The organism is Acinetobacter sp. AHP123, from assembly GCF_023757925.1.
Classification (GTDB): domain Bacteria; phylum Pseudomonadota; class Gammaproteobacteria; order Pseudomonadales; family Moraxellaceae; genus Acinetobacter; species Acinetobacter oleivorans.
In genome coordinates this window covers 136,852-156,259 of record NZ_CP092454.1, presented here as the reverse complement: position 1 = coordinate 156,259, position 19,408 = coordinate 136,852, and the positions used below count along the sequence as shown (strand labels likewise).

Sequence of the window (19,408 nt, the reverse complement as noted above, 5' to 3'; positions counted from 1 at the left end):
CGTGTCATTTTCCTATAAATAAAACATGATTCAATTTGGGGCATGCTGCTTTATTTTATAACTATTGTAATTGTTAAAAATGCATAAAACAATTTTTATATTCAAAACTTTGTTTCTTGTTTGAAACGTAACAAAATATTTAAAATTAATTAAGTAAATGAATTTTATATTTATTTTTACTTTGACAAAAAATGATCAAGGGTATTATGCTTAGCCTGTGTTTTGAAAATCAAATTATGTTTTGTATATAAAACAAAATGAGGACGCAAGGTATGAGTTGGATCTCAGTTTGTCAGCAGGGTGACGTTAGCGAAGATGAGCCGAAAGCCATCGAAATTGAAGGGAAAAAAATAGGCGTATTTTTCGTCGACGAAAATTACTTTGCTATCGAAAATGTTTGCCCTCATGCGTATGCCTTATTAACCGAAGGATTTATCGAAGATCAAACTGTTGAATGTCCATTGCATGAAGCAATTTTTGACATTCAAACAGGTGAGCTAAAAAGTGGACCCGGGTGTAGAAACCTATGTACTTACCCAGTTCGTGTTGAAGGACAGGATATTCAAATTCAACTCTAGTCCTCACATGTACAAGGAAGCAGAACAATGAAGACATTTAATGAAAAGTTGGCAAGCTGGATTCATGCAACGCCGGCAACCGAAGCAGGTATCAACAATATTCAAATTCCTGGTCAATCTGAATTGTTGGTTTGGCAAACACGTTATAAAGAACCAACGCTCTACGAACAAGATTTTGTAAAGAACTTGATTCAGGCATTTTCTGCGGGCGCAACAGAGTTAGATGACGTTGTTTCTGCACTTAATCAACAGGGTTTCCGCTGTGAATCTGGTGATGAATGGACTTCTGCAAGCTTTACAGAAGAAATGCAACGTTTAGGTTATTGATTCAGGGACGAATAAAATGAACGCAATCGTATCAACTTCACAAAGCGCTGAAGAATATTTAGAACTTGGTTTACGTGACCAATGGCATCCTGTTTTAGCAAGTTGGGAAGTCGCTGCTAATCCAGTTGGAATTACTCGTTTAGGCGAAAACATTGTGGTTTGGCGTGATGCCGAAGGTCAGGTTCATGCACTTGAAGACCGCTGTCCACACCGCGGTGCTCGTCTTTCCCTTGGTTGGAACTTAGGCGACCGAGTGGCTTGCTGGTATCACGGTGTTGAAGTTCGTGCTGATGGTGTGGTTGCCGATGTGCCAGCCGTTCATGAATGTCCAATGACTGGAACGAAATGTTTAAAGAACTATCCGGTAATTGAGCAACATGGCGCAATCTTCATCTGGTTTGGTATCGATGCAAATGAACAGCCAAAACCGCTTGAGTTTCCAGAGCAACTTGCAAGCGAAGAGTGGAGTGCATTCCTTTGCCAAGCAGACTGGAAAGTAAACCATCAGTATGCAATTGATAACGTGATGGACCCAATGCATGGTAGTTATTTACATGCGACATCGCACTCGATGGCAGATGGTGATCGTACCGCAGAGATGAAACACCGCACGACCGATAATGGCTTTGTTTTTGAAAAAGAAGGTCAATTAGGCGTGAACTTCGACTGGGTCGAATACGGTTCAACAGGTGCGAGCTGGTTACGTCTTTCAATTCCTTACCGTAAACAATTTGGTCCAGGTGGTGAGTTCTGGATTGTGGGCTATGCAACGCCAATTGATGCCAACAATACCCGTGTATTTTTCTGGCGCTGCCGTAAGGTGAGTGGTTGGCAACGAAATGTATGGCGCTTCTTGTATCGCAATCATTTAGAACAATTGCATTGGGATGTATTGGAACAAGACCGAATTATTTTAGAAAACCTTGCGCCAAATGCGCGTGAAAAAGAGTTCCTATATCAACACGATGTTGGTCTTGCACGTTTACGCCGTTTAATGAAAAAAGAAGCTGAGAAGCAATTAAAGAAAATTGCTGCGCTAAATGCATCAAACCGTATCGAGATGCAGGAAGAAGCTCATGGCTAATGTAGCGTTGTTGCAAGGCAAAAAAGTTTTAGTAACTGGTGCTGCACGTGGTTTAGGCCGAGATTTCGCTCAAGCCATTGCCGAGGCAGGTGCTGAAGTTGTGATGGCAGATATTTTGTCTGACTTGGTGCAACAAGAAGCACAAGCGTTACAAAAACAAGGGCTAAACGTTCATGCTGTCACCGTTGACCTTGCCAATGCAGACTCTATTGAAAATGCGGTTGCAAAAAGCGTTGAAGTATTAAAAGGACTAGATGGCCTTGTGAATTGCGCGGCACTGGCGACCAATGTCGGTGGAAAAAATATGATTGATTACGATCCTGAACTTTGGGATCGGGTCATGAATATTAATGTGAAAGGTACATGGCTAATCAGTAAGGCATGCGTTCCCCATCTAAAGCAATCGGCGGCTGGCAAAATTATTAATGTTGCTTCTGATACAGCACTTTGGGGTGCACCGAACCTAATGGCTTATGTTGCGAGTAAAGGTGCAATTGTTGCCATGACGCGTTCAATGGCAAGAGAGTTGGGACAATCTAATATCTGTGTCAACACATTGTCACCGGGGCTTACTCTGGTTGAAGCAACCGAGTATGTGCCTCAAGAACGTCACGATTTATATGTGAACGGAAGAGCGATTCAACGTCAGCAACTTCCAGAAGATTTAAATGGAACAGCATTGTATCTACTGTCGGATTTGTCCTCTTTTGTGACAGGTCAAAATATTCCGGTCAATGGCGGTTTTGTCTTTAACTAAGGAGTAGTCAAATGATTACAGGGATCGAGATTTTAAAGTTTGGAGTTGAAGATAGAGCCGCTTCAAACAAGTTTTTGGCAGATTTTGGTTTAAGTCAAAGTAGTTCAGATATTGAAGGCACTGATCTTTACCAAACTCAAAATGGTAGCAAGATTTATCTATTTAATTGTGATGATGACCGTTTGCCAGTTGCTATTGAGCAAGGTTCAACTTTACGTGAAGTCACTTGGGGTGTTGATAGTGCTCAAGACCTTGAAGACTTGGCAGCTCGTTTGGCTGATGTAGAAGGTTTTAAACGTTCAGAAAATACAGTTCAGTGTCTTGACCCAAATGGTATGACTATCCGTTTTGAACAAAGTTTTGTGAAAGATGTTCAAGAACTTAAAACGGAAGGAATTAACCAATACGGCAACATTCAACGTGTGAATGCAGCAAGTCCTGTGTATGAAAAAGGTCAGCCTGTTGCGATTGGACACGTGGTGTTCTTTACACCAGATTTGGCAACTACTGAAAATTTCTATATTGAAAAAGTAGGCTTTCATTTGTCTGATGCCTACAAAAATCGTGGTGCATTTTTACGTTGCCGCGGTGAAGGTTATCACCATGATTTATTCTTGCTCAGTGTTCCAAATAAACCTGCTGGCTTAAATCACGTTGCGTTTGTAGTACGTGATATCCATGAGGTGATTGGGGGCGGTTTAAATATGAATCGTTCAGAGTGGTCAACCTTTATTGGACCGGGACGTCATCCAATTTCTTCTGCTTATTTCTGGTACGTCAACTCACCATTAGGTGGTGCGTTTGAATACTACACCAACGATGATTATTTGACCGAAGAATGGCAGCCACGTGTAGAAGAACATCGTCTAGAGCTTTTCACCGAATGGGCGATTGAAGGTGGTCTTGATGACACAACCCGCCGTCAGGTGAAGCCTGTTTAACAGGTATGGTTGAACAAGGAAGATGGCTATGGAAAAGATCGTAATTGTAGGTGCTGGACAGGCAGCGGGTTGGGCAGTAAGTACCTTACGTCAAAACGGTTATGTGGGCGAAATTCACGTGGTTTCAAATGAAGATCAAGTGTTTTATGAGCGTCCCCCACTGTCTAAGCAAGTACTTTCAAAAGAAGCAACTTATGAAAGTTTGAATCTGTTCTCTCCTGAGCAGGTTCAAGAGTTCAAGGTTCAATGGCATAAACCGGAAATTGCGACAAAAGTCGATCGTGAGCAAAAACAGGTTCATTTAGAAAGTGGCCAAGTTTTGCCGTATGACAAATTGTTGATTGCAACCGGAAGCCGTGCACGTGTACCGGTCAATACATGGCAGTTCATTCCAAATGTTGTGACTTTACGCAATGTACAAGACTGTGAACGTTTGGCTGAAATTTTAAAGAATGCAAAAAATGTCGCTGTGATTGGCGGTGGTTGGATTGGTCTTGAAATTGCGGCAACTGCACGTAAGCAAGGTAAAGAAGTTCATATTTTTGAATATGGCGACCGTTTATGTGCAAGAAGCGTGAGTCCTGAAGTCTCTGCATTTTTAAAAAATATGCATGAAACCCAAGGCACAAAAATTCATTTAGACAGCAAAAGCCTTCATTTGGTTGAAGCGCCGAATCAGAAAGTTGAAGTGGTGAACCATCCTCAAAATAGTCAGTTATTTGACTGTGTTGTGGTAGGTGCGGGTGCCGAGATTGCTAAAGAGTTAGGTGTACACGCTGGTCTCGATGTGAAAGATGGCATTGTGGTGAACTGCTTTGGACAAACTTCAGATCAAAACATTTATGCCGCAGGCGATGTCGCAATTCATCCGAGCTTGGGCTACTGCATTCAGTCTTGGGCAAATGCACAAAATCAGGCGATTGCCGCAGCAAAGTCGATGCTTGGAATTGAAACTGAATATAGCGATATTCCATGGCTTTGGTCTGATCAATATCACTTCAATATTCAGATTTTAGGAACCTATCAACCTGAAAAAACTAAAGAAGTGGTCATTCGCCAAGGCGGGGAATATCAGGTGAGCTATTTATATCTGGACCATGAAAATCGTTTGCTCAACATGATTGCCATTAATGACTCGAAGCTAGTCAAACTAGCAAAACGTTGGATGCAAGCCAACACCGTTTTAGATCCAAAACTATTAGCAGATGCTGAATTTAATGTCATGAAGTTAAAACCGTAAACATTAAATCTGGTTCTCATTACCAAATCGAAGGAATGACACATGAGTAATGAAGAAAAAAGTGGATTGAAGCATTGGGTACCTGCTTTTGTCCTTATGGTGTGTGTGGTACTGGCATTTTTCGACAAGATTAGTATTGCGGTTTTATTTTCAGATCCACATTTTCAAAGTGCAATGGGAATTGCTGAAGATAAGGCCAAGCTTGGATGGCTCATGACAAGTTTCTTGCTTGCTTATGGTTTTTCATCAGTCTTTCTAAGCTTTTTGGGTGACATTTTTAACCCAAAGAAAATGCTGTTCTGGAGTGTGACCTCTTGGGGTTTACTCATGTTTTGCATGGGCTTCACCACCAGTTATTCAGGCATGTTGATTTTACGTGTACTGCTCGGTTTGGCAGAAGGTCCGTTATTTGCCTTGGCATATACCATTGTTAAGCAGACTTACACAGATCATCAGCAAGCACGTGCTTCTACCATGTTCTTACTTGGAACGCCGATTGGTGCATTTCTTGGGTTCCCAATTACTGCAAATGTTTTAGCGCACCATGACTGGCACACCACTTTTTTTGTGATGGCCGGTTTAACACTCATTGCCATTTTCAGCATTGTTTTTGGTTTACGTAACTTGCAGCTCAAGAAAACTGTCGAAATTGATGGTGAGAGTAAACGTACCAATTTCAAAGGTCACATTGCCAATACTAAATTGCTCTTAAGTAACAGCGCGTTCTGGTTGGTGTGTCTCTTTAATATTGCATTGATGACGTATTTGTGGGGCTTAAACAGTTGGGTTCCTTCTTACTTAATGCAAGACAAAGGATTCAATCTCAAAGAGTTTGGGATGTATTCAAGCTTTCCATTCATTGCCATGTTAATTGGCGAAATTATCGGTGCGTTTTTATCTGACAAGTTAGGCCGCCGAGCAATTCAAGTATTTAGCGGTTTATTACTCGCGGGCATCTTCATGTATGTGATGGTCATTATGACTGAGCCATTATTGATTATTGCTGCCATGTCTTTAAGTGCTATGGCGTGGGGCTTTGGAGTAGCGGCGGTATTTGCTCTGCTTGCAAGAGTAACGACCTCAAATGTAGGGGCGACTGCGGGTGGAATATTTAACGGTTTAGGTAATTTTGCAAGTGCAATTGCACCTGTTCTTATCGGTTACATCGTGATGCAAACACATAGTTTTAATTTAGGAATTACCTTCTTGGCTGCTGTCGCTGTCATTGGATCGTTGTTCTTAGTTCCTCTTTTAAAACGTTATTAATTCACTGTATAGGAGTTTAAAAAATGACTACACAACAATTCGAATCGTGGGCACAACCAGAAAATGCTTCTTTAGAAGATTGGTTAAACACGCGTATTGCTCGCTTTGAGACACGTAAATATGACTTTGAGGCTTTGAAGTTTCAAGCCGATTACGACCCGAAATATCGCCGCGCACAAATGCGTTACATGGGTACGGGTGCAACAGGTGTTGCAAATGACGGTAACACCGTTCCAGCAGAAAACTTCACGTTTTCAACCATGGTTCTGCCACCACAGTGTGAAGGCCCTTTGCACATTCACCACGATGTTGAAGAAGTGTTCTTTATGCTCCGCGGCGAAATTGATTTGTTCATTGAGCACAACGGCGAAAAATTTGAGACCCGTTTAAAAGAGCGTGACCTGATTTCAATTCCACCGGGTATTTACCGTGGTCTGTTTAACCCAGGTCAAGAAGATGCCTTGATGTGTGTGATGTTGGGAACAGGTAAACCAACCATTCCGAACTATCCACCAGAGCATCCATTGTCTCAAATCAAACGTTAATTGTTTGATGAAGTGAATGAAAGGAAAGAATTGAAAATGATGACACTCATTGAAAAGTTAGCAGAATTTCCGGTGAAAACCGTCACTGTTCAAGGCCAGCAGCAAGCCTATCGGGAAGCCGGGCAGGGTGAGTACCTTGTGCTGTTACATGGCATTAGTTCAGGTTCTGCTTCATGGGTAAACCAACTTGAAGTGTTGTCTCATCATTTTCATGTTATTGCCTGGGATGCACCGGGCTATGGCAAATCAGATGAACTTTTAACTGATCAGCCCAATGCTACTGACTACGCAAAGCGTTTGGCAGCATTGTTCGATGTTTTAAAAATTGAAAAAGCGATTGTGGTCGGACACTCATTAGGTGCCTTACAGGCGAGTGCATTTGCTGCACTTTACCCAGAGCGAGTGGAACACTTGGTTGTTGCTAACTTAGCGCAAGGTTACCAACGCCACGATGAACAAACACAAATTCAGGTTTTTGAAAAAAGACCAAAAATGTTGAAAGAACTTGGTGCTAAAGGCATGGCCGAAAGCCGTGGACCTCATTTGATTTATAAACAAGAGCCACAAGCCTTAGCCTTAGTTTCAGAGGTGATGCAACAGTTGACCCTACAGGGTTTCACACATGCATCGTACTTACTCGCATATGACGAAATACGTAATTATTTAACCGATTTAAAAGTCCCATGCACAGTCATTGCAGGGCAGCAAGATCAAATCACTCCTGCGTTAGGTATACAAGAGCTTGCTCAGGAATTGCAGTTGGAACAGCGCTTCGTCATAGAAGATGCAGGACATTTAAGTTATGTCGACCAACCGCAAGCATTTAACCAAATTATGTTGACGATTCAGGAACAATCGTAAGAGAGATTAAGGATTATGAGCTTCCAAGTTGAAGGAAAAGTTGCAGTTGTTACCGGTGGCTCATCTGGGATTGGGCTGGCTGCTGTTGAAATACTGGTTGCAGAGGGAGCAAAAGTTGCTTGGTGTGGTCGCGATGAAGAACGTTTAAATGCTTCTAAGCGCTATATTTTAGAAAAATTTCCACATGCCAATATTTTTACCAAAGCATGTAATGTTTTGAAAAAAGAAGAAGTTCAGCAATTTGCTAAAGACGTCAAACTCAATTTGGGCAATGTGGACATGCTCATTAACAATGCTGGGCAAGGCCGTGTTTCAAATTTTGAAAACACACAAGATGAAGACTGGATGAAAGAAATCGAGCTGAAATATTTCAGTGTTTTACATCCAGTACGGGCTTTTCTCGACGACTTAAAACAGTCGGCAAATGCCTCAATTACCAATGTGAACTCGTTACTGGCATTGCAACCGGAACCGCACATGATTGCGACGTCATCTGCACGCGCTGCACTGTTGAACTTAACCCATTCTTTGGCACATGAGTTTACTCAATATGGCGTTCGCGTGAACTCGATTTTACTCGGAATGGTCGAATCTGCGCAGTGGAAACGCCGTTATGAAACCCGTTCAGATTTAAATCTGTCATGGGAAGAGTGGACCGGCAATATCGCAAAAAATCGTGGTATTCCTATGCAGCGTTTAGGCCGCCCAGAAGAGCCAGCACGTGCTTTAGTTTTCTTGGCATCACCATTGGCATCTTACACCACAGGTTCGGCAATAGATGTCTCAGGTGGTTTTAATAAACATTTATAAATATTAGGTGCTGTCATGAAAAAGTTGATGATGATTGGTTTTGGCGCAATGGCAGCAGAAGTGTATGCCCATTTGCCTCAAGATCTGCAACTCAAATGGATTGTAGTGCCATCTCGCAGTATTGAAAAAGTGCAGTCACAAGTCTCTTCCGAGATTCAGGTGATTTCCGATATTGAGCAATGTGATGGTGAGCCTGACTATGTTATTGAGGTGGCAGGTCAAGCAGCAGTGAAAGAGCATGCTCAAAAAGTTTTAGCGAAAGGCTGGACCATTGGTCTGATTTCGGTGGGTACTTTGGCTGATAGCGAATTTCTGGTTCAGCTTAAACAAACTGCCGAAAAAAATGATGCACATCTGCATTTACTGGCGGGGGCAATTGCAGGCATTGATGGTATTTCTGCGGCCAAAGAAGGTGGTTTGCAAAAAGTCACTTACAAGGGCTGTAAAAGTCCAAAAAGCTGGAAGGGCAGTTATGCAGAGCAATTGGTCGATCTAGACCATGTTGTTGAAGCTACAGTCTTTTTTACAGGAACTGCCCGTGAAGCTGCGACCAAATTTCCAGCCAATGCCAACGTTGCAGCAACCATTGCACTTGCAGGGCTTGGAATGGATGAAACCATGGTTGAGTTAACTGTTGATCCAACCATCAACAAAAACAAACACACCATTGTGGCAGAAGGTGGCTTTGGGCAAATGACCATTGAACTGGTGGGCGTGCCGTTACCAAGTAACCCGAAAACATCAACTTTGGCTGCGCTTAGCGTGATTCGTGCTTGTCGCAACAGTGTAGAAGCAATACAGATTTAAGAAGGATTTGATCATGGCAAAGGAAATTTATATTGCAGGTGAATGGCGATTAGGTCGTGGTGCAGTCATTCAAAGCCTGTTTCCGGCAGATCAGTCGGTAAACGCTGAGCTTTCAACAGCAACGCTTGAAGATGTAAATGAAGCAATTGAAAAAGCGGATCAGGCTTGGCGTCAACCGAGCTGGAGAAACAGCTTGCCGCATGAGCGCGCCCGTATTCTCTACAAAGTTGCAGACATTATTGAAGCGCGTGTAGACGAATTAGCAAAATTACAAACACGCGATAATGGGAAGCCTTTAACCGAAACTCGCGGTTTGGTGATGAGCGCTGCGGCGACTGCACGTTATGTTGCAGCAGCATGTGAAACAATGAATGACGAGCTCACCACTCAACGTGCTCCAGACTTTATGACCATGAGTGTGCATGAACCTGTCGGCGTTGTGGCAGCCATTACCCCTTGGAACTCTCCAATCGCGAGTGAAGTTCAAAAGCTTGCTCCAGCTTTGGCAGCAGGAAATGCCGTGGTGTTAAAACCAGCAGAAGCAACCTCACTGATTGCTTTAGAGCTTGCCAAAATTTTTGAAGAAGCTGGCTTACCAAAAGGCTTACTCAGCGTGCTAGTTGGTCGTGGTTCTATCATTGGTGATGCGATTGCTCAACATCCATTGGTTCGTAAAATCTCTTTTACGGGTGGAACAACCACGGGTCGTCATTTAGCACACATTGCCGCAGATAAGCTGATTACCACGTCGCTTGAGTTAGGTGGAAAGTCACCAACAATCGTTTTGCCAGATGCAGATGTCGAACTGGCTGCTAAAGGTGTCGCATACGGTATTTTTAGCTCAGCAGGCCAAGCGTGTATCGCAGGTTCTCGCTTGTTTATTCATAGCAGCCTTTACGATCAGTTTTTAACGCGTTTGGTTGAAATTACCAAAGGCTTACGTGTGGGCCATCCAGAACAGGCGGGTGTGCATTTAGGGCCATTGGTCAATGACAAACATTTGCAGTCCGTTGACCGCTATGTGCAGCTTGCTAAAAGCGAAGGTGGTCAAGTTCTGATTGGTGGTGAAGCACTTACAACTGGTGACTATGTCAAAGGAAGTTATTACTTACCTACCATTATCACGGGCTTAAATAACAGTGCTCAAACCTGTCAGGAAGAAATTTTTGGCCCTGTTTTAGTCGTTATGAAATATGACAACGAGCAAGATTTAATTGCCCAAGCCAATGACAGTTGTTTTGGTCTTGCCGCAGGCATCTGGACTGAAAGCTATCGCAAAGCTTGGCGTATTGCACGTGCCTTAGAAGTGGGAACGGTATGGATTAATACCTATAAAAAATTCTCGATTAGTGCACCGTTTGGTGGCTTTAAAGACAGTGGTATCGGGCGCGAAAAAGGCCGTTTAGGCATTTTATCGTACATGCAACAAAAGAGTATTTATATGGGGCTGAATGAACAGCCTAACCCTTGGTGCGATTAATAAATTCAAGGACTGAAAACAAATTTTGAGGAACAGACATGACTGAACGTGTAAATGTAGGCGAAGCAATCGCAAGAGTTTTAGAAGCGCACCAAGTTGATAGTATTTATGGTGTTATTTCCATCCACAATTTACCTATTGCAGATGCAGTAGGGCGCCGTGAAAAAATGCGCTTTGTTGCAGCACGCGGTGAGGCTGGCGCAGTCACCATGGCAGATGCACACTCACGCTTTAAAGGCTTAGGTGTAGCGTTGACCAGTACAGGTGCTGGTGCAGGTAACGCGGTAGGTTCACTGATTGAAGCAATGAATGCAGCAAGTCCTGTATTGCATTTAACAGGTCAAGTTGAGCGTGAATATCTCGACCGTGATGCAAGTTTCATTCATGAAACTAAAGACCAACTTACATTCTTGCGTGCATCAAGCAAAGCGGCGTTCCGTATTACCAGTCCAGACAATGCAGTTGGTGTGATTCGTGAAGCCATCCGTGTTGCAACCACAGTTCCAATGGGACCGGTTAGTGTTGAGCTACCAATTGATGTACAGGCAGCAGAAATTGATTTGCCACTTAATCTTGGGCCAGTCAAAGCGCTTGAGTTACCACAGGCAGAGCAAGCAGAAATTGATCTTCTTGTGAGTGAAATCAAAAAAGCAAAACGTCCAATTTTCTGGATTGGCGGTGGAACTTTAAATAGCGTTGCTGAAGTTAAAGCAATTGCAGATTTAGGTATTCCGGTTGTTTCATCTACACATGGCCGCGGTGTTTTGGCAGATGATCACCCACGTAGTTTAGGTGCTTTCCATAACTCGGCAGGAGTTGAGCAGTTATTAAAAGATGCCGACTTGATGGTTGTGGTGGGTTCTCGTTTACGTAGTAATGAAACAAAAACTTATTCGGTTGAGTTCCCTGAAAACATTATTCAGGTTGATGCAAATCCAGTGGCTCAGCAACGTAATTACAAAATCCGCAACTTCATTTGTGGCGATGCTAAAGATGTATTAACACGTGTGTTAGAACAGCTTCAAGGCACTTCAAAAGTTGATGCCGATTACGATGCTGCTGTAGTAGCTGCTAAGCAGGCTGCAATTGATGCGCTGCGTAAACAAATCGATCAGTACGCATTAATTTGTGACCACTTGCGTGCAGCTTTACCGCAAGACGGTATTTTTGTACGCGACATAACCATGTCGGGTAGTACATGGGGTAGTCGTTTATTCCCTGTACAAGCACCAAATCAAAACATTCACTCACTTGCAGGTGCAATTGGTTTAGGCCTTGCAACAGCAATTGGTGCTTCGGTTGCTAACCCTGACAAAAAAGTGATTGGTTTAGTCGGCGATGGCGGCTTAATGCTTGGTATTGGTGAAATTGCAACTATGGTGCAAGAAAACACCAACATGGTCTTAATGATTATGAATGACGGTGGTTATGGCGTAATGCGTGGCATTCAAAATAACTACTTTGGTGGTCGCCAGTATTTCAATGAATTGCATACACCTGACTACAAACTTCTTGGCGAATCAATGGGTGTGAAAAGCTGGAAAGTGGGTAGTGCAGATGAGTTTAAAACGGTTATTCAAGAGGCTGTTGCTTTTGAAGGACCAACCGTGATCGAGCTCGATATGAACTCGATTGGACCATTAAACTTCGCGGGTCCACCGCAAAAGAAACTGTATTAACCAGTTTGGATGGTTTAGTACATATGCGATGGGAGCTGCTAAGCCATCCTTTTTTTAGATAAATTTTTTTGTCTAAAAAACAATAAAAACGAAGTTTTACAGGTAAAACAAATAAAGTTCCAGCAGGACGCTGGAACTCAATCAAGGATGTAGAGATGAAAAAGACTTCATTGATCATGGCATTCATTGTGCAGCTTACGCTGGGGGTAAGCGTCAATGCATTTGCAAAAGATTCATTGCTTGAATGGAAAAGTGATGATGGCACCGACTCATTAAAGTTAGGTGGGGTGGTTCGGTTAAATCAACGCTATGAAGATTGGGAAGGACCGAACCGTGGTTTTGGTAAGCTCCATTTTGATATTTTCAGGGTTGATCTAAAAGGTAAATTTGATGATGCATACATCAATGCCAGTTATATGGTTCAAGACCAACAGAAAACATCCATTGAAAAAGCATATGTCGGCTATAACTTAGATGCCAATAACAGCATCGAAGCGGGCCTAGTTTATAAGCCTTTCACGATTTATCCATACCCACAAAATGGCTGGACCTATCACATTCCATTCTTTTTAGGTTATGGCAACAATATTGCACCGGGGATTAACTGGAATTATCACGACAAAGATTGGGATGTAAAACTCGGTTATTACCCGCAAATGTTAGAGACGAACTTGCGTTATTCACCTGAGAGTGCAACTTATGATGACTTGGCAGGAAATGCATTTCCATCTCAAAAAGCCTATCAAAATGAAAAGCGCAATCAGGTGAATACCCGCATTGTTCGCAAGTTAGAAACTGATTTCGGTAAGCAAGAGTTCGGTGTATCGGGTGCAATCGCCCAGCTACATAATGATATTACCGATAAAGACGGCAAATATTATGCAGTCGGTTTGCACACCGAAAACAACTACAAACGCTTTAATTTACAAAGCTCGGTCATTCACTATCAGTACGATGCTAAAAATCCGGATGGTGTAAATAGTGATATGACTTTGATGGGAGCGAATGGCCTTACGCCTGCTTATTTCATTGCTTCGGAAGGTACGATTGCCAGTCTAAACCTTGCCTATACATTGCCTGTCACTAATATGGGCAAGCTAAAATCCATTAAGTTTTATAATGACTATAGTTACCTTGATAAAAAACGTGATGATTGGTCAGACTCGCAAATGAATACTACAGGTATGATGTTTATTGCTTCACCATTTATGGTTTGGGCAGACTATACGTGGGGTAAAAACTCCAACATTATTGGTGGCTCTACAAACTCAACGGGTTATACCTCCGCAACCTCGCCAAACAGCGATAAATGGTTATATCGTATTAACTTTAATATCGGCTTTACTTTCTAAAGTAAGCAGCAATAAAAAACCACGCAATCGGCGTGGTTTTTTATTTAATAATTTAAAGCGTTTAATATCTGTTTTTTTCAAACTTATTCCAAAACACAAAGGCAGTCACAAAGGCCAAAATGGTTAGCGCGAAAATATAATACATCGCACCAATATCACTATATTGACTGAGCCAATGCACTAAAGGCAGGGTCATACCACCAACAATTGCATACGATAAATTATAAGAAAATGAAATGCCCGAGAAACGCACAGGCGCGGGGAACATTTTGACCATACTGCTCGACACCATGCCGACAGTACCAGAGCATAGACCCAACAACATATATAAACCAAAAATGGTTGAATGTGCGGTATGACCCAAACTGTTATAAAAAACTGCTGCTGTAAGTGCAACGGCAAGCGCACCGACCATCATGACTTTGCCACAGCCAAAACGGTCAGCAAAATAGCCAGCCAAAATACAGCCGACCATTTGCATGACAATGGCGGCACTTTGCATTTCAAAAGTCTGTGCGCGCTCAAAGCCAAATGAACCAATCAATAAATTTGGCATGGCTAAAATCACTACCACCACACAACCAGTTAAAAACCACGTAAATAACATGCCAATCGCAACGGCTGTTTTATGCGTTTTTAAAACTTGTTTTACAGGCATTTCTTTTGAAATTTCTTTACGTGCCTGCATAGCTTTAAACACGGGGGTTTCTTTTAAATAAGTCCGTAAATAAAGTGCAACCAGACCAAAAATACCACCTGCAATGAAAGGAATACGCCATGCCCAGTCATGGATTTGCCCTTCACTAAAATTCAGTGAAATCCATAGAGACATCAGTGCGCCTAGTAAAATTCCTAAAGACAGACCAGCGGTGAGTAAACCATTTGCCAGTCCAATTTTTCTTTCGGGAACATGTTCTGACACAAAGGTCCAGGCGGCTGGAATTTCACCCCCAATCGCAATCCCTTGCACCACACGCATAAGTAATAAAAGTAAGGGGGCCAAATACCCAATATTTTCAAAGGTAGGCAATATCCCAATAAACAGGGTAGGCAGCGCCATCAGCAAAATAGATAGCGAAAATAGTTTTTTACGCCCGACCAAGTCACCAAAATGGGCCATTACGACCCCGCCTAGAGGCCTAAAAAAGTAACCCGCTGCAAAAATACCGTAAGTATTAAGCATGGCCCAAAACGGACTAAGCGTGCTGGGGAAAAAGAGGTCGGAAATGATTTTGGCGTAAAACACATAAATCACGAAATCGTAAAATTCTAAAGCTCCACCCAATGAAGAAAGGGCAAGGGTTCGTTTATCTTCTTTATTAAGATAGTTCGCATCCTGCAAAGTTAAGTCCTGATCCATTTTTTACTTAATTGTTGTAATTGAAGTTTGGATATTAATGGAAAAGTGAAGTAAAAGTAAATGGATGAAATTTGTTCTATATGGAGGTTTAGATTTTGCAATCACTCAAATAAAAAAGCTTTAAAACAAAAAACGCATTAGATGAAATAAAAACAGATGTAGGAATGACTTTTCTTTTGAGCTGTTCAGCGACACAATAAAACTCGTCATAGCCAGTTTAATGAGAGATTCAAAGGATGAGTGTAGTTTTACCAGTCGCAAAGCGTGGTGAAGATATCTTAAAACTGATTGCGGCCCCTGTCTCGGCAAATGAGTTAAACAGTGATTGGCTTTATCAGTTGGCAGCCGCTATGCAAGCAACCATGCTTGAGCGTAATGGAGTGGGAATTGCCGCACCGCAAGTTTATATCTCTAAACGTGTCATTATTGTGGCATCTCGACCAAACCCACGCTATCCCGATGCACCTGAAATGGATGCTGTGGTGATGGTGAATCCTGAAATGTTAGAGTTCTCAAATGAAACGCTTTTGGGTGAAGAAGGCTGCTTAAGTGTGCCAGATGAGCGTGGACAAGTTGAACGTGCAGAAATGGTTAAGGTGAAATATTTAACACTTCAGGGTGAAGCCGTTGAAACAGTTTTCCATGGTTTTCCGGCTCGAATTGTTCAACATGAAGTCGATCATTTAAATGGAGTTCTATTTGTAGAAAGAATAATCTAATCTTCTATTTAAAGTTTTTAAAAACGTATAATGAGCTTGAAATAAATAAGCCATCGGAATTACAATACTTATATCGTGATTTTTATTTCACTAAAAAATTATAATTTTAATATTATCAGCAGGTTGTGCTGAAAAAATGATCGAAAGTGTAAATCTCCTCATTTAAGGTTACTGACCATGAAAACCCCTCTCCCAGATTATTTGGCAAATGTGATAGAAGCCTGTGAGGTAGATAATAGCGGACATCTAGCTGACTATATTCCAGAGTTAGCAAATGCAAATCCAGATCGATTAGCTTTAGCCATGTCTACGGTAGATGGCGAAATTTATTCGATTGGAGATGATGATGTTGAATTCACCATTCAATCGATTTCTAAACCGTTCGTATATGCCTATGTTTTACAACAGCTTGGCATTGATGCAGTACTTGCGAAAGTAGGGGTAGAGCCTTCGGGGGAAGCCTTCAATGAAATTTCATTGGGTAAAGACGGACGTCCGAAAAACCCGATGATTAACTCTGGCGCAATTACTGTACATTCCTTGATTCAGGTCAAGCATGGTTTACATAGTGCAGAAATTCTACGCCGTTTTATGAGCGAGCTTGCAGGACGTGAATTAAGTTTTGATGAGTCTGTTTACGATTCGGAAGTTAAAACGGCCTACCGTAATCTTTCGATCGGTTATATGTTGCGAACTGTCGGGATTTTGGAAACTGACCCTGTCGATATTGTGAATGGTTATATTCGTCAATGTGCGATCATGGTTACAGTTAAAGACTTGGTACGTATGGGCAGTGTACTTGCCAATGGTGGGGTTGACCCTAAAACTGGAAAGCGTTTGTTAAACCGATCTGTGGTTAGACAAGTGCTCAGTGTCATGATGAGCTGTGGTATGTATGATGCCGCGGGTGACTGGTTGTCGACTGTAGGTATTCCTGCTAAGAGTGGTGTAGCAGGCGGTATTTTAGGTGTACTGCCGGGTCAGGTCAGTATTGCTGCTTTTTCTCCTCGTTTAGATGAGCATGGTCATAGTATTCGAGGCATCGATATTTTAGAACGGTTATCCCGTGACATGGGATTACACCTCATGGAAGGTACACCTTCTGCACAAACGATTGTACAAAGCCATTACCGTACAGGAAAAGATGCTTCATTAAGTGTATATGTGCTTCGCGGTGTATTGAAATTTACCGAAGCTGAAATGTTGTTGCGCATTTTACAAGATGAGACAACTGACCAAAGCACAATCGTCATTGATTTAACCCAGATTTCACTTATCCACGATGTGGGTAAACGTATGTTCTTAGAAGGTGTAGATCGTCTGATTGATGATGGCCATACGCTTGTTTTAGTGGATCCTGAACAACGATTAGATCATGCGAGAACTGGTAAAGATCGTGAGCTTCATGTCTATCACGATTTTGATGATTTGCTCGAAAAGCATGACCTACCTGCAAAAAAAAAGACTTATAGCGACATCGCAGAACTTCTAAACTGCTGAGGTGTTTTTCCTAGATGTCGCTTAAACATCGCACTGAACGCGCTGGGGTTGTTGTACCCCAGTGATTCAGAAATTCGAGCAATAGATTCACCATTCGCAATTTTACTTAAGGCAAGTGCAATATGCATTTGCTGGACCCATGCCCGATAAGACAGTCCAGTTTCTTTTTGGAACATACGCATTAGGGTTCTAGAACTCGTACCAATCTCATCAGCCCAATCTGTTAAATCTTTTGAATGATCAGGAGTATGTAATAACTCTTGGCAAATTTTTAATAGTCGTTTGTCTTTCGGCCAAGGAATCTGGATGGGCAACAAATTGGCCCGATGGATTTCTTCAAAAATCAAAATTTGTAAAGAACGGGAAAGCTCTTGAGACGTCGCCGTATTTGGCGTGTCTTCTCGTTCAATTTCATTTAAACGAATCAAAAGCTCATGCAACAGGTTGCTTACCCGAATAATAAAGCAATGCTGACCCATTAGAGCGGCTGCATTTACTTCAACTAACGCCGTATTTAACTTCACGTGACTCAGTGAAATCACACTGTGCTCAACATGAGCAGGAATCCATAAGGCACACATGGGCGGTACAATCCAGACATTGTTCGGTGTAAACACCTGAATATTTCCTGTGGATGCATACAAAAACTGCGCACGTGTATGTGTATGAGTCGGCGTGATTTCTCGGTAAGAGTGCTCAGAAGATAGCCCAATCACAAGTTCAGACAAATCAGACTGAATAAGAGAATCGGACATAAACTATCCTAAAAATTGTCACTTATACAATGATTATTGGAAGATAACTTTATAAGCGACAATTTACAATAAGCATCTTACTTAGAATATTGGAGTTTTTCAGGTATGACGTCTTCAATACAATTGAAAGATGGTATTGCCAATACCGTTGCACATGATCAGCCTCAAGGAATGATTATTAAAATTGTAGGCGCCGTGGCGGTCGCACATTTACTGAATGATTTGATTCAAGCAGTGCTACCCGCTATTTATCCAATGCTAAAAGCAAACTTTTCGCTGAGTTTTGCTCAAGTTGGCCTGATCTCATTTGTATATCAAATTACAGGTTCACTGCTTCAGCCTTGGATTGGACTTTATACCGATAAACATCCAAAACCGTATCTTCTACCACTCGGAATGATGGTCACATTCTGTGGCATTATCTTGTTGGCATTTTCACCAAGCTTTGCAGTGTTGTTATGTGCATCTGCGCTTATTGGGGTAGGCTCGGCAACTTTTCACCCTGAAGCTTCACGGGTGGCACGAACGGCATCGGGTGGGCGCTTCGGTACGGCACAGTCGACTTTTCAGGTGGGCGGAAATACGGGTACTGCCATTGGTCCATTGTTAGCAGCATTATTGATTGTTCCTTTTGGGCAGCATGCAGTTGCGGGCTTAGTGATATTTGCACTTTTAGCGATTTGGGTTTTATTTGGCGTAAGCCGCTGGACGGTGAGTCATGCTAAAAATCAGGTGGCTGCGCGTGCAAATCAAGCACAAAGTAAATTGCATGGCCGTAAGCTGATCATTGCTTTGAGCACAATTAGTTTATTGATGTTTGCTAAATTTACCTACATTGCCAGCATTAGTAACTACTTTACTTTTTATCTTATTCAAAAGTTCCATATCAGCATCCAGACCGCTCAATTGCATTTGTTTGCATTCTTAGCTGCTGTTGCTTTAGGTACATTTGCTGGTGGCCCAATTGGTGACAAAATTGGTCGTAAAGCTGTTATTTGGGTTTCATTTGTTGGTATGGCGCCGTTTGCATTAATGATGCCGTATGCAAACTTATTTTGGACAACAGTTTTCTCAATCATTGCTGGTTTGGTGTTGTCGTCTGCTTTTGCTGCAATGGTGGTTTACGCACAAGAAGCTGTTCCGGGCCGTGTGGGTATGATTGCGGGCTTAATGTTTGGTCTTATGTTTGGGGTAAGTGGTATTGCCGCAGCTGGGTTAGGGCATTTAGCTGATATTAACGGCATTGAATGGGTATTTGGTTTATGTTCATTCTTGCCATTACTTGGATTTGCCACCGCATTTTTACCAAACACAAAAGTTAAATAAATGAAAAGACTCTCAGTCATA

Annotated in this window: 19 protein-coding genes; 17 read left to right on the top strand and 2 right to left on the bottom strand. The window is 42.1% G+C overall.

Annotation, left to right across the window (positions count from 1 at the left end):
• Positions 1-272 precede the first annotated feature (272 nt).
• The 14 genes from MJX77_RS00730 to MJX77_RS00665 all read left to right on the top strand — a co-directional run bounded on the left by MJX77_RS00730 (position 273) and on the right by MJX77_RS00665 (position 13,727).
• Positions 273-578, top strand: a complete 306-nt coding sequence (locus MJX77_RS00730; protein WP_002117586.1) for a non-heme iron oxygenase ferredoxin subunit — start codon at positions 273-275, stop codon at positions 576-578.
• A 27-nt stretch (positions 579-605) separates the two neighbouring features.
• Complete coding sequence (locus MJX77_RS00725) at positions 606-905, top strand: recombinase-like helix-turn-helix domain-containing protein (RefSeq protein WP_005070730.1); 300 nt, start codon at positions 606-608, stop codon at positions 903-905.
• A 16-nt stretch (positions 906-921) separates the two neighbouring features.
• On the top strand, positions 922-1,989 hold the full coding sequence (locus MJX77_RS00720; protein WP_005303271.1) for a Rieske 2Fe-2S domain-containing protein: 1,068 nt from the start codon (positions 922-924) through the stop codon (positions 1,987-1,989).
• Positions 1,982-2,746 carry an SDR family oxidoreductase gene (locus MJX77_RS00715; protein ID WP_252060325.1) on the top strand — a complete coding sequence of 255 codons (765 nt, stop codon included), beginning with the start codon at positions 1,982-1,984 and terminating at the stop codon, positions 2,744-2,746. Before MJX77_RS00720 ends, MJX77_RS00715 begins: the two co-directional genes overlap by 8 nt.
• A gap of 11 nt (positions 2,747-2,757) precedes the next feature.
• On the top strand, positions 2,758-3,687 hold the full coding sequence (locus tag MJX77_RS00710) for a VOC family protein (protein ID WP_252060322.1): 930 nt from the start codon (positions 2,758-2,760) through the stop codon (positions 3,685-3,687).
• A 28-nt stretch (positions 3,688-3,715) separates the two neighbouring features.
• Complete coding sequence (locus MJX77_RS00705; RefSeq protein ID WP_252060321.1) at positions 3,716-4,927, top strand: NAD(P)/FAD-dependent oxidoreductase; 1,212 nt, start codon at positions 3,716-3,718, stop codon at positions 4,925-4,927.
• A 42-nt stretch (positions 4,928-4,969) separates the two neighbouring features.
• Complete coding sequence (locus MJX77_RS00700) at positions 4,970-6,193, top strand: MFS transporter (RefSeq protein ID WP_144733237.1); 1,224 nt, start codon at positions 4,970-4,972, stop codon at positions 6,191-6,193.
• 23 nt (positions 6,194-6,216) lie between these two features.
• Complete coding sequence (locus MJX77_RS00695; RefSeq protein ID WP_013198649.1) at positions 6,217-6,738, top strand: cupin domain-containing protein; 522 nt, start codon at positions 6,217-6,219, stop codon at positions 6,736-6,738.
• 36 nt (positions 6,739-6,774) lie between these two features.
• Positions 6,775-7,599 carry an alpha/beta fold hydrolase gene (locus tag MJX77_RS00690; RefSeq protein WP_016141931.1) on the top strand — a complete coding sequence of 275 codons (825 nt, stop codon included), beginning with the start codon at positions 6,775-6,777 and terminating at the stop codon, positions 7,597-7,599.
• A 15-nt stretch (positions 7,600-7,614) separates the two neighbouring features.
• Entirely contained in the window at positions 7,615-8,409 is a 795-nt protein-coding gene (locus MJX77_RS00685) for an SDR family oxidoreductase (protein WP_111856064.1), read from the top strand.
• A gap of 15 nt (positions 8,410-8,424) precedes the next feature.
• Complete coding sequence (locus MJX77_RS00680) at positions 8,425-9,216, top strand: aspartate dehydrogenase (protein ID WP_252060320.1); 792 nt, start codon at positions 8,425-8,427, stop codon at positions 9,214-9,216.
• Positions 9,217-9,229: 13 nt separating this feature from the next.
• Positions 9,230-10,696 (top strand): aldehyde dehydrogenase, encoded by a 1,467-nt coding sequence (locus MJX77_RS00675; protein WP_252060319.1) that lies wholly within the window; start codon positions 9,230-9,232, stop codon positions 10,694-10,696.
• Positions 10,697-10,734: 38 nt separating this feature from the next.
• Positions 10,735-12,375, top strand: coding sequence for a thiamine pyrophosphate-binding protein (locus MJX77_RS00670; protein ID WP_252060317.1), 1,641 nt, complete (start codon positions 10,735-10,737; stop codon positions 12,373-12,375).
• A 155-nt stretch (positions 12,376-12,530) separates the two neighbouring features.
• Positions 12,531-13,727 (top strand): putative porin, encoded by a 1,197-nt coding sequence (locus tag MJX77_RS00665; RefSeq protein WP_252060315.1) that lies wholly within the window; start codon positions 12,531-12,533, stop codon positions 13,725-13,727.
• 61 nt (positions 13,728-13,788) lie between these two features.
• Here MJX77_RS00665 and MJX77_RS00660 read toward each other — a convergent pair whose 3' ends face one another.
• Complete coding sequence (locus MJX77_RS00660) at positions 13,789-15,087, bottom strand: MFS transporter (RefSeq protein ID WP_252060314.1); 1,299 nt, start codon at positions 15,085-15,087, stop codon at positions 13,789-13,791.
• 236 nt (positions 15,088-15,323) lie between these two features.
• Here MJX77_RS00660 and def point away from each other — a divergent pair, with 236 nt between their 5' ends.
• Both def and MJX77_RS00650 read left to right on the top strand, forming a co-directional pair.
• Positions 15,324-15,806, top strand: coding sequence for a peptide deformylase (def, locus tag MJX77_RS00655; RefSeq protein ID WP_252060312.1), 483 nt, complete (start codon positions 15,324-15,326; stop codon positions 15,804-15,806).
• Positions 15,807-15,983: 177 nt separating this feature from the next.
• On the top strand, positions 15,984-17,306 hold the full coding sequence (locus tag MJX77_RS00650) for a glutaminase (protein ID WP_004703144.1): 1,323 nt from the start codon (positions 15,984-15,986) through the stop codon (positions 17,304-17,306).
• Here MJX77_RS00650 and MJX77_RS00645 read toward each other — a convergent pair.
• Complete coding sequence (locus tag MJX77_RS00645) at positions 17,273-18,061, bottom strand: AraC family transcriptional regulator (RefSeq protein ID WP_151766841.1); 789 nt, start codon at positions 18,059-18,061, stop codon at positions 17,273-17,275. The genes MJX77_RS00650 and MJX77_RS00645 overlap by 34 nt on opposite strands.
• 105 nt (positions 18,062-18,166) lie before the next feature.
• Between MJX77_RS00645 and MJX77_RS00640 the strand changes: the two genes are divergently transcribed.
• Positions 18,167-19,387: an MFS transporter gene (locus tag MJX77_RS00640; protein WP_252060311.1), complete on the top strand. Its 1,221-nt coding sequence runs from the start codon at positions 18,167-18,169 to the stop codon at positions 19,385-19,387.
• Positions 19,388-19,408: the final 21 nt, after the last annotated feature.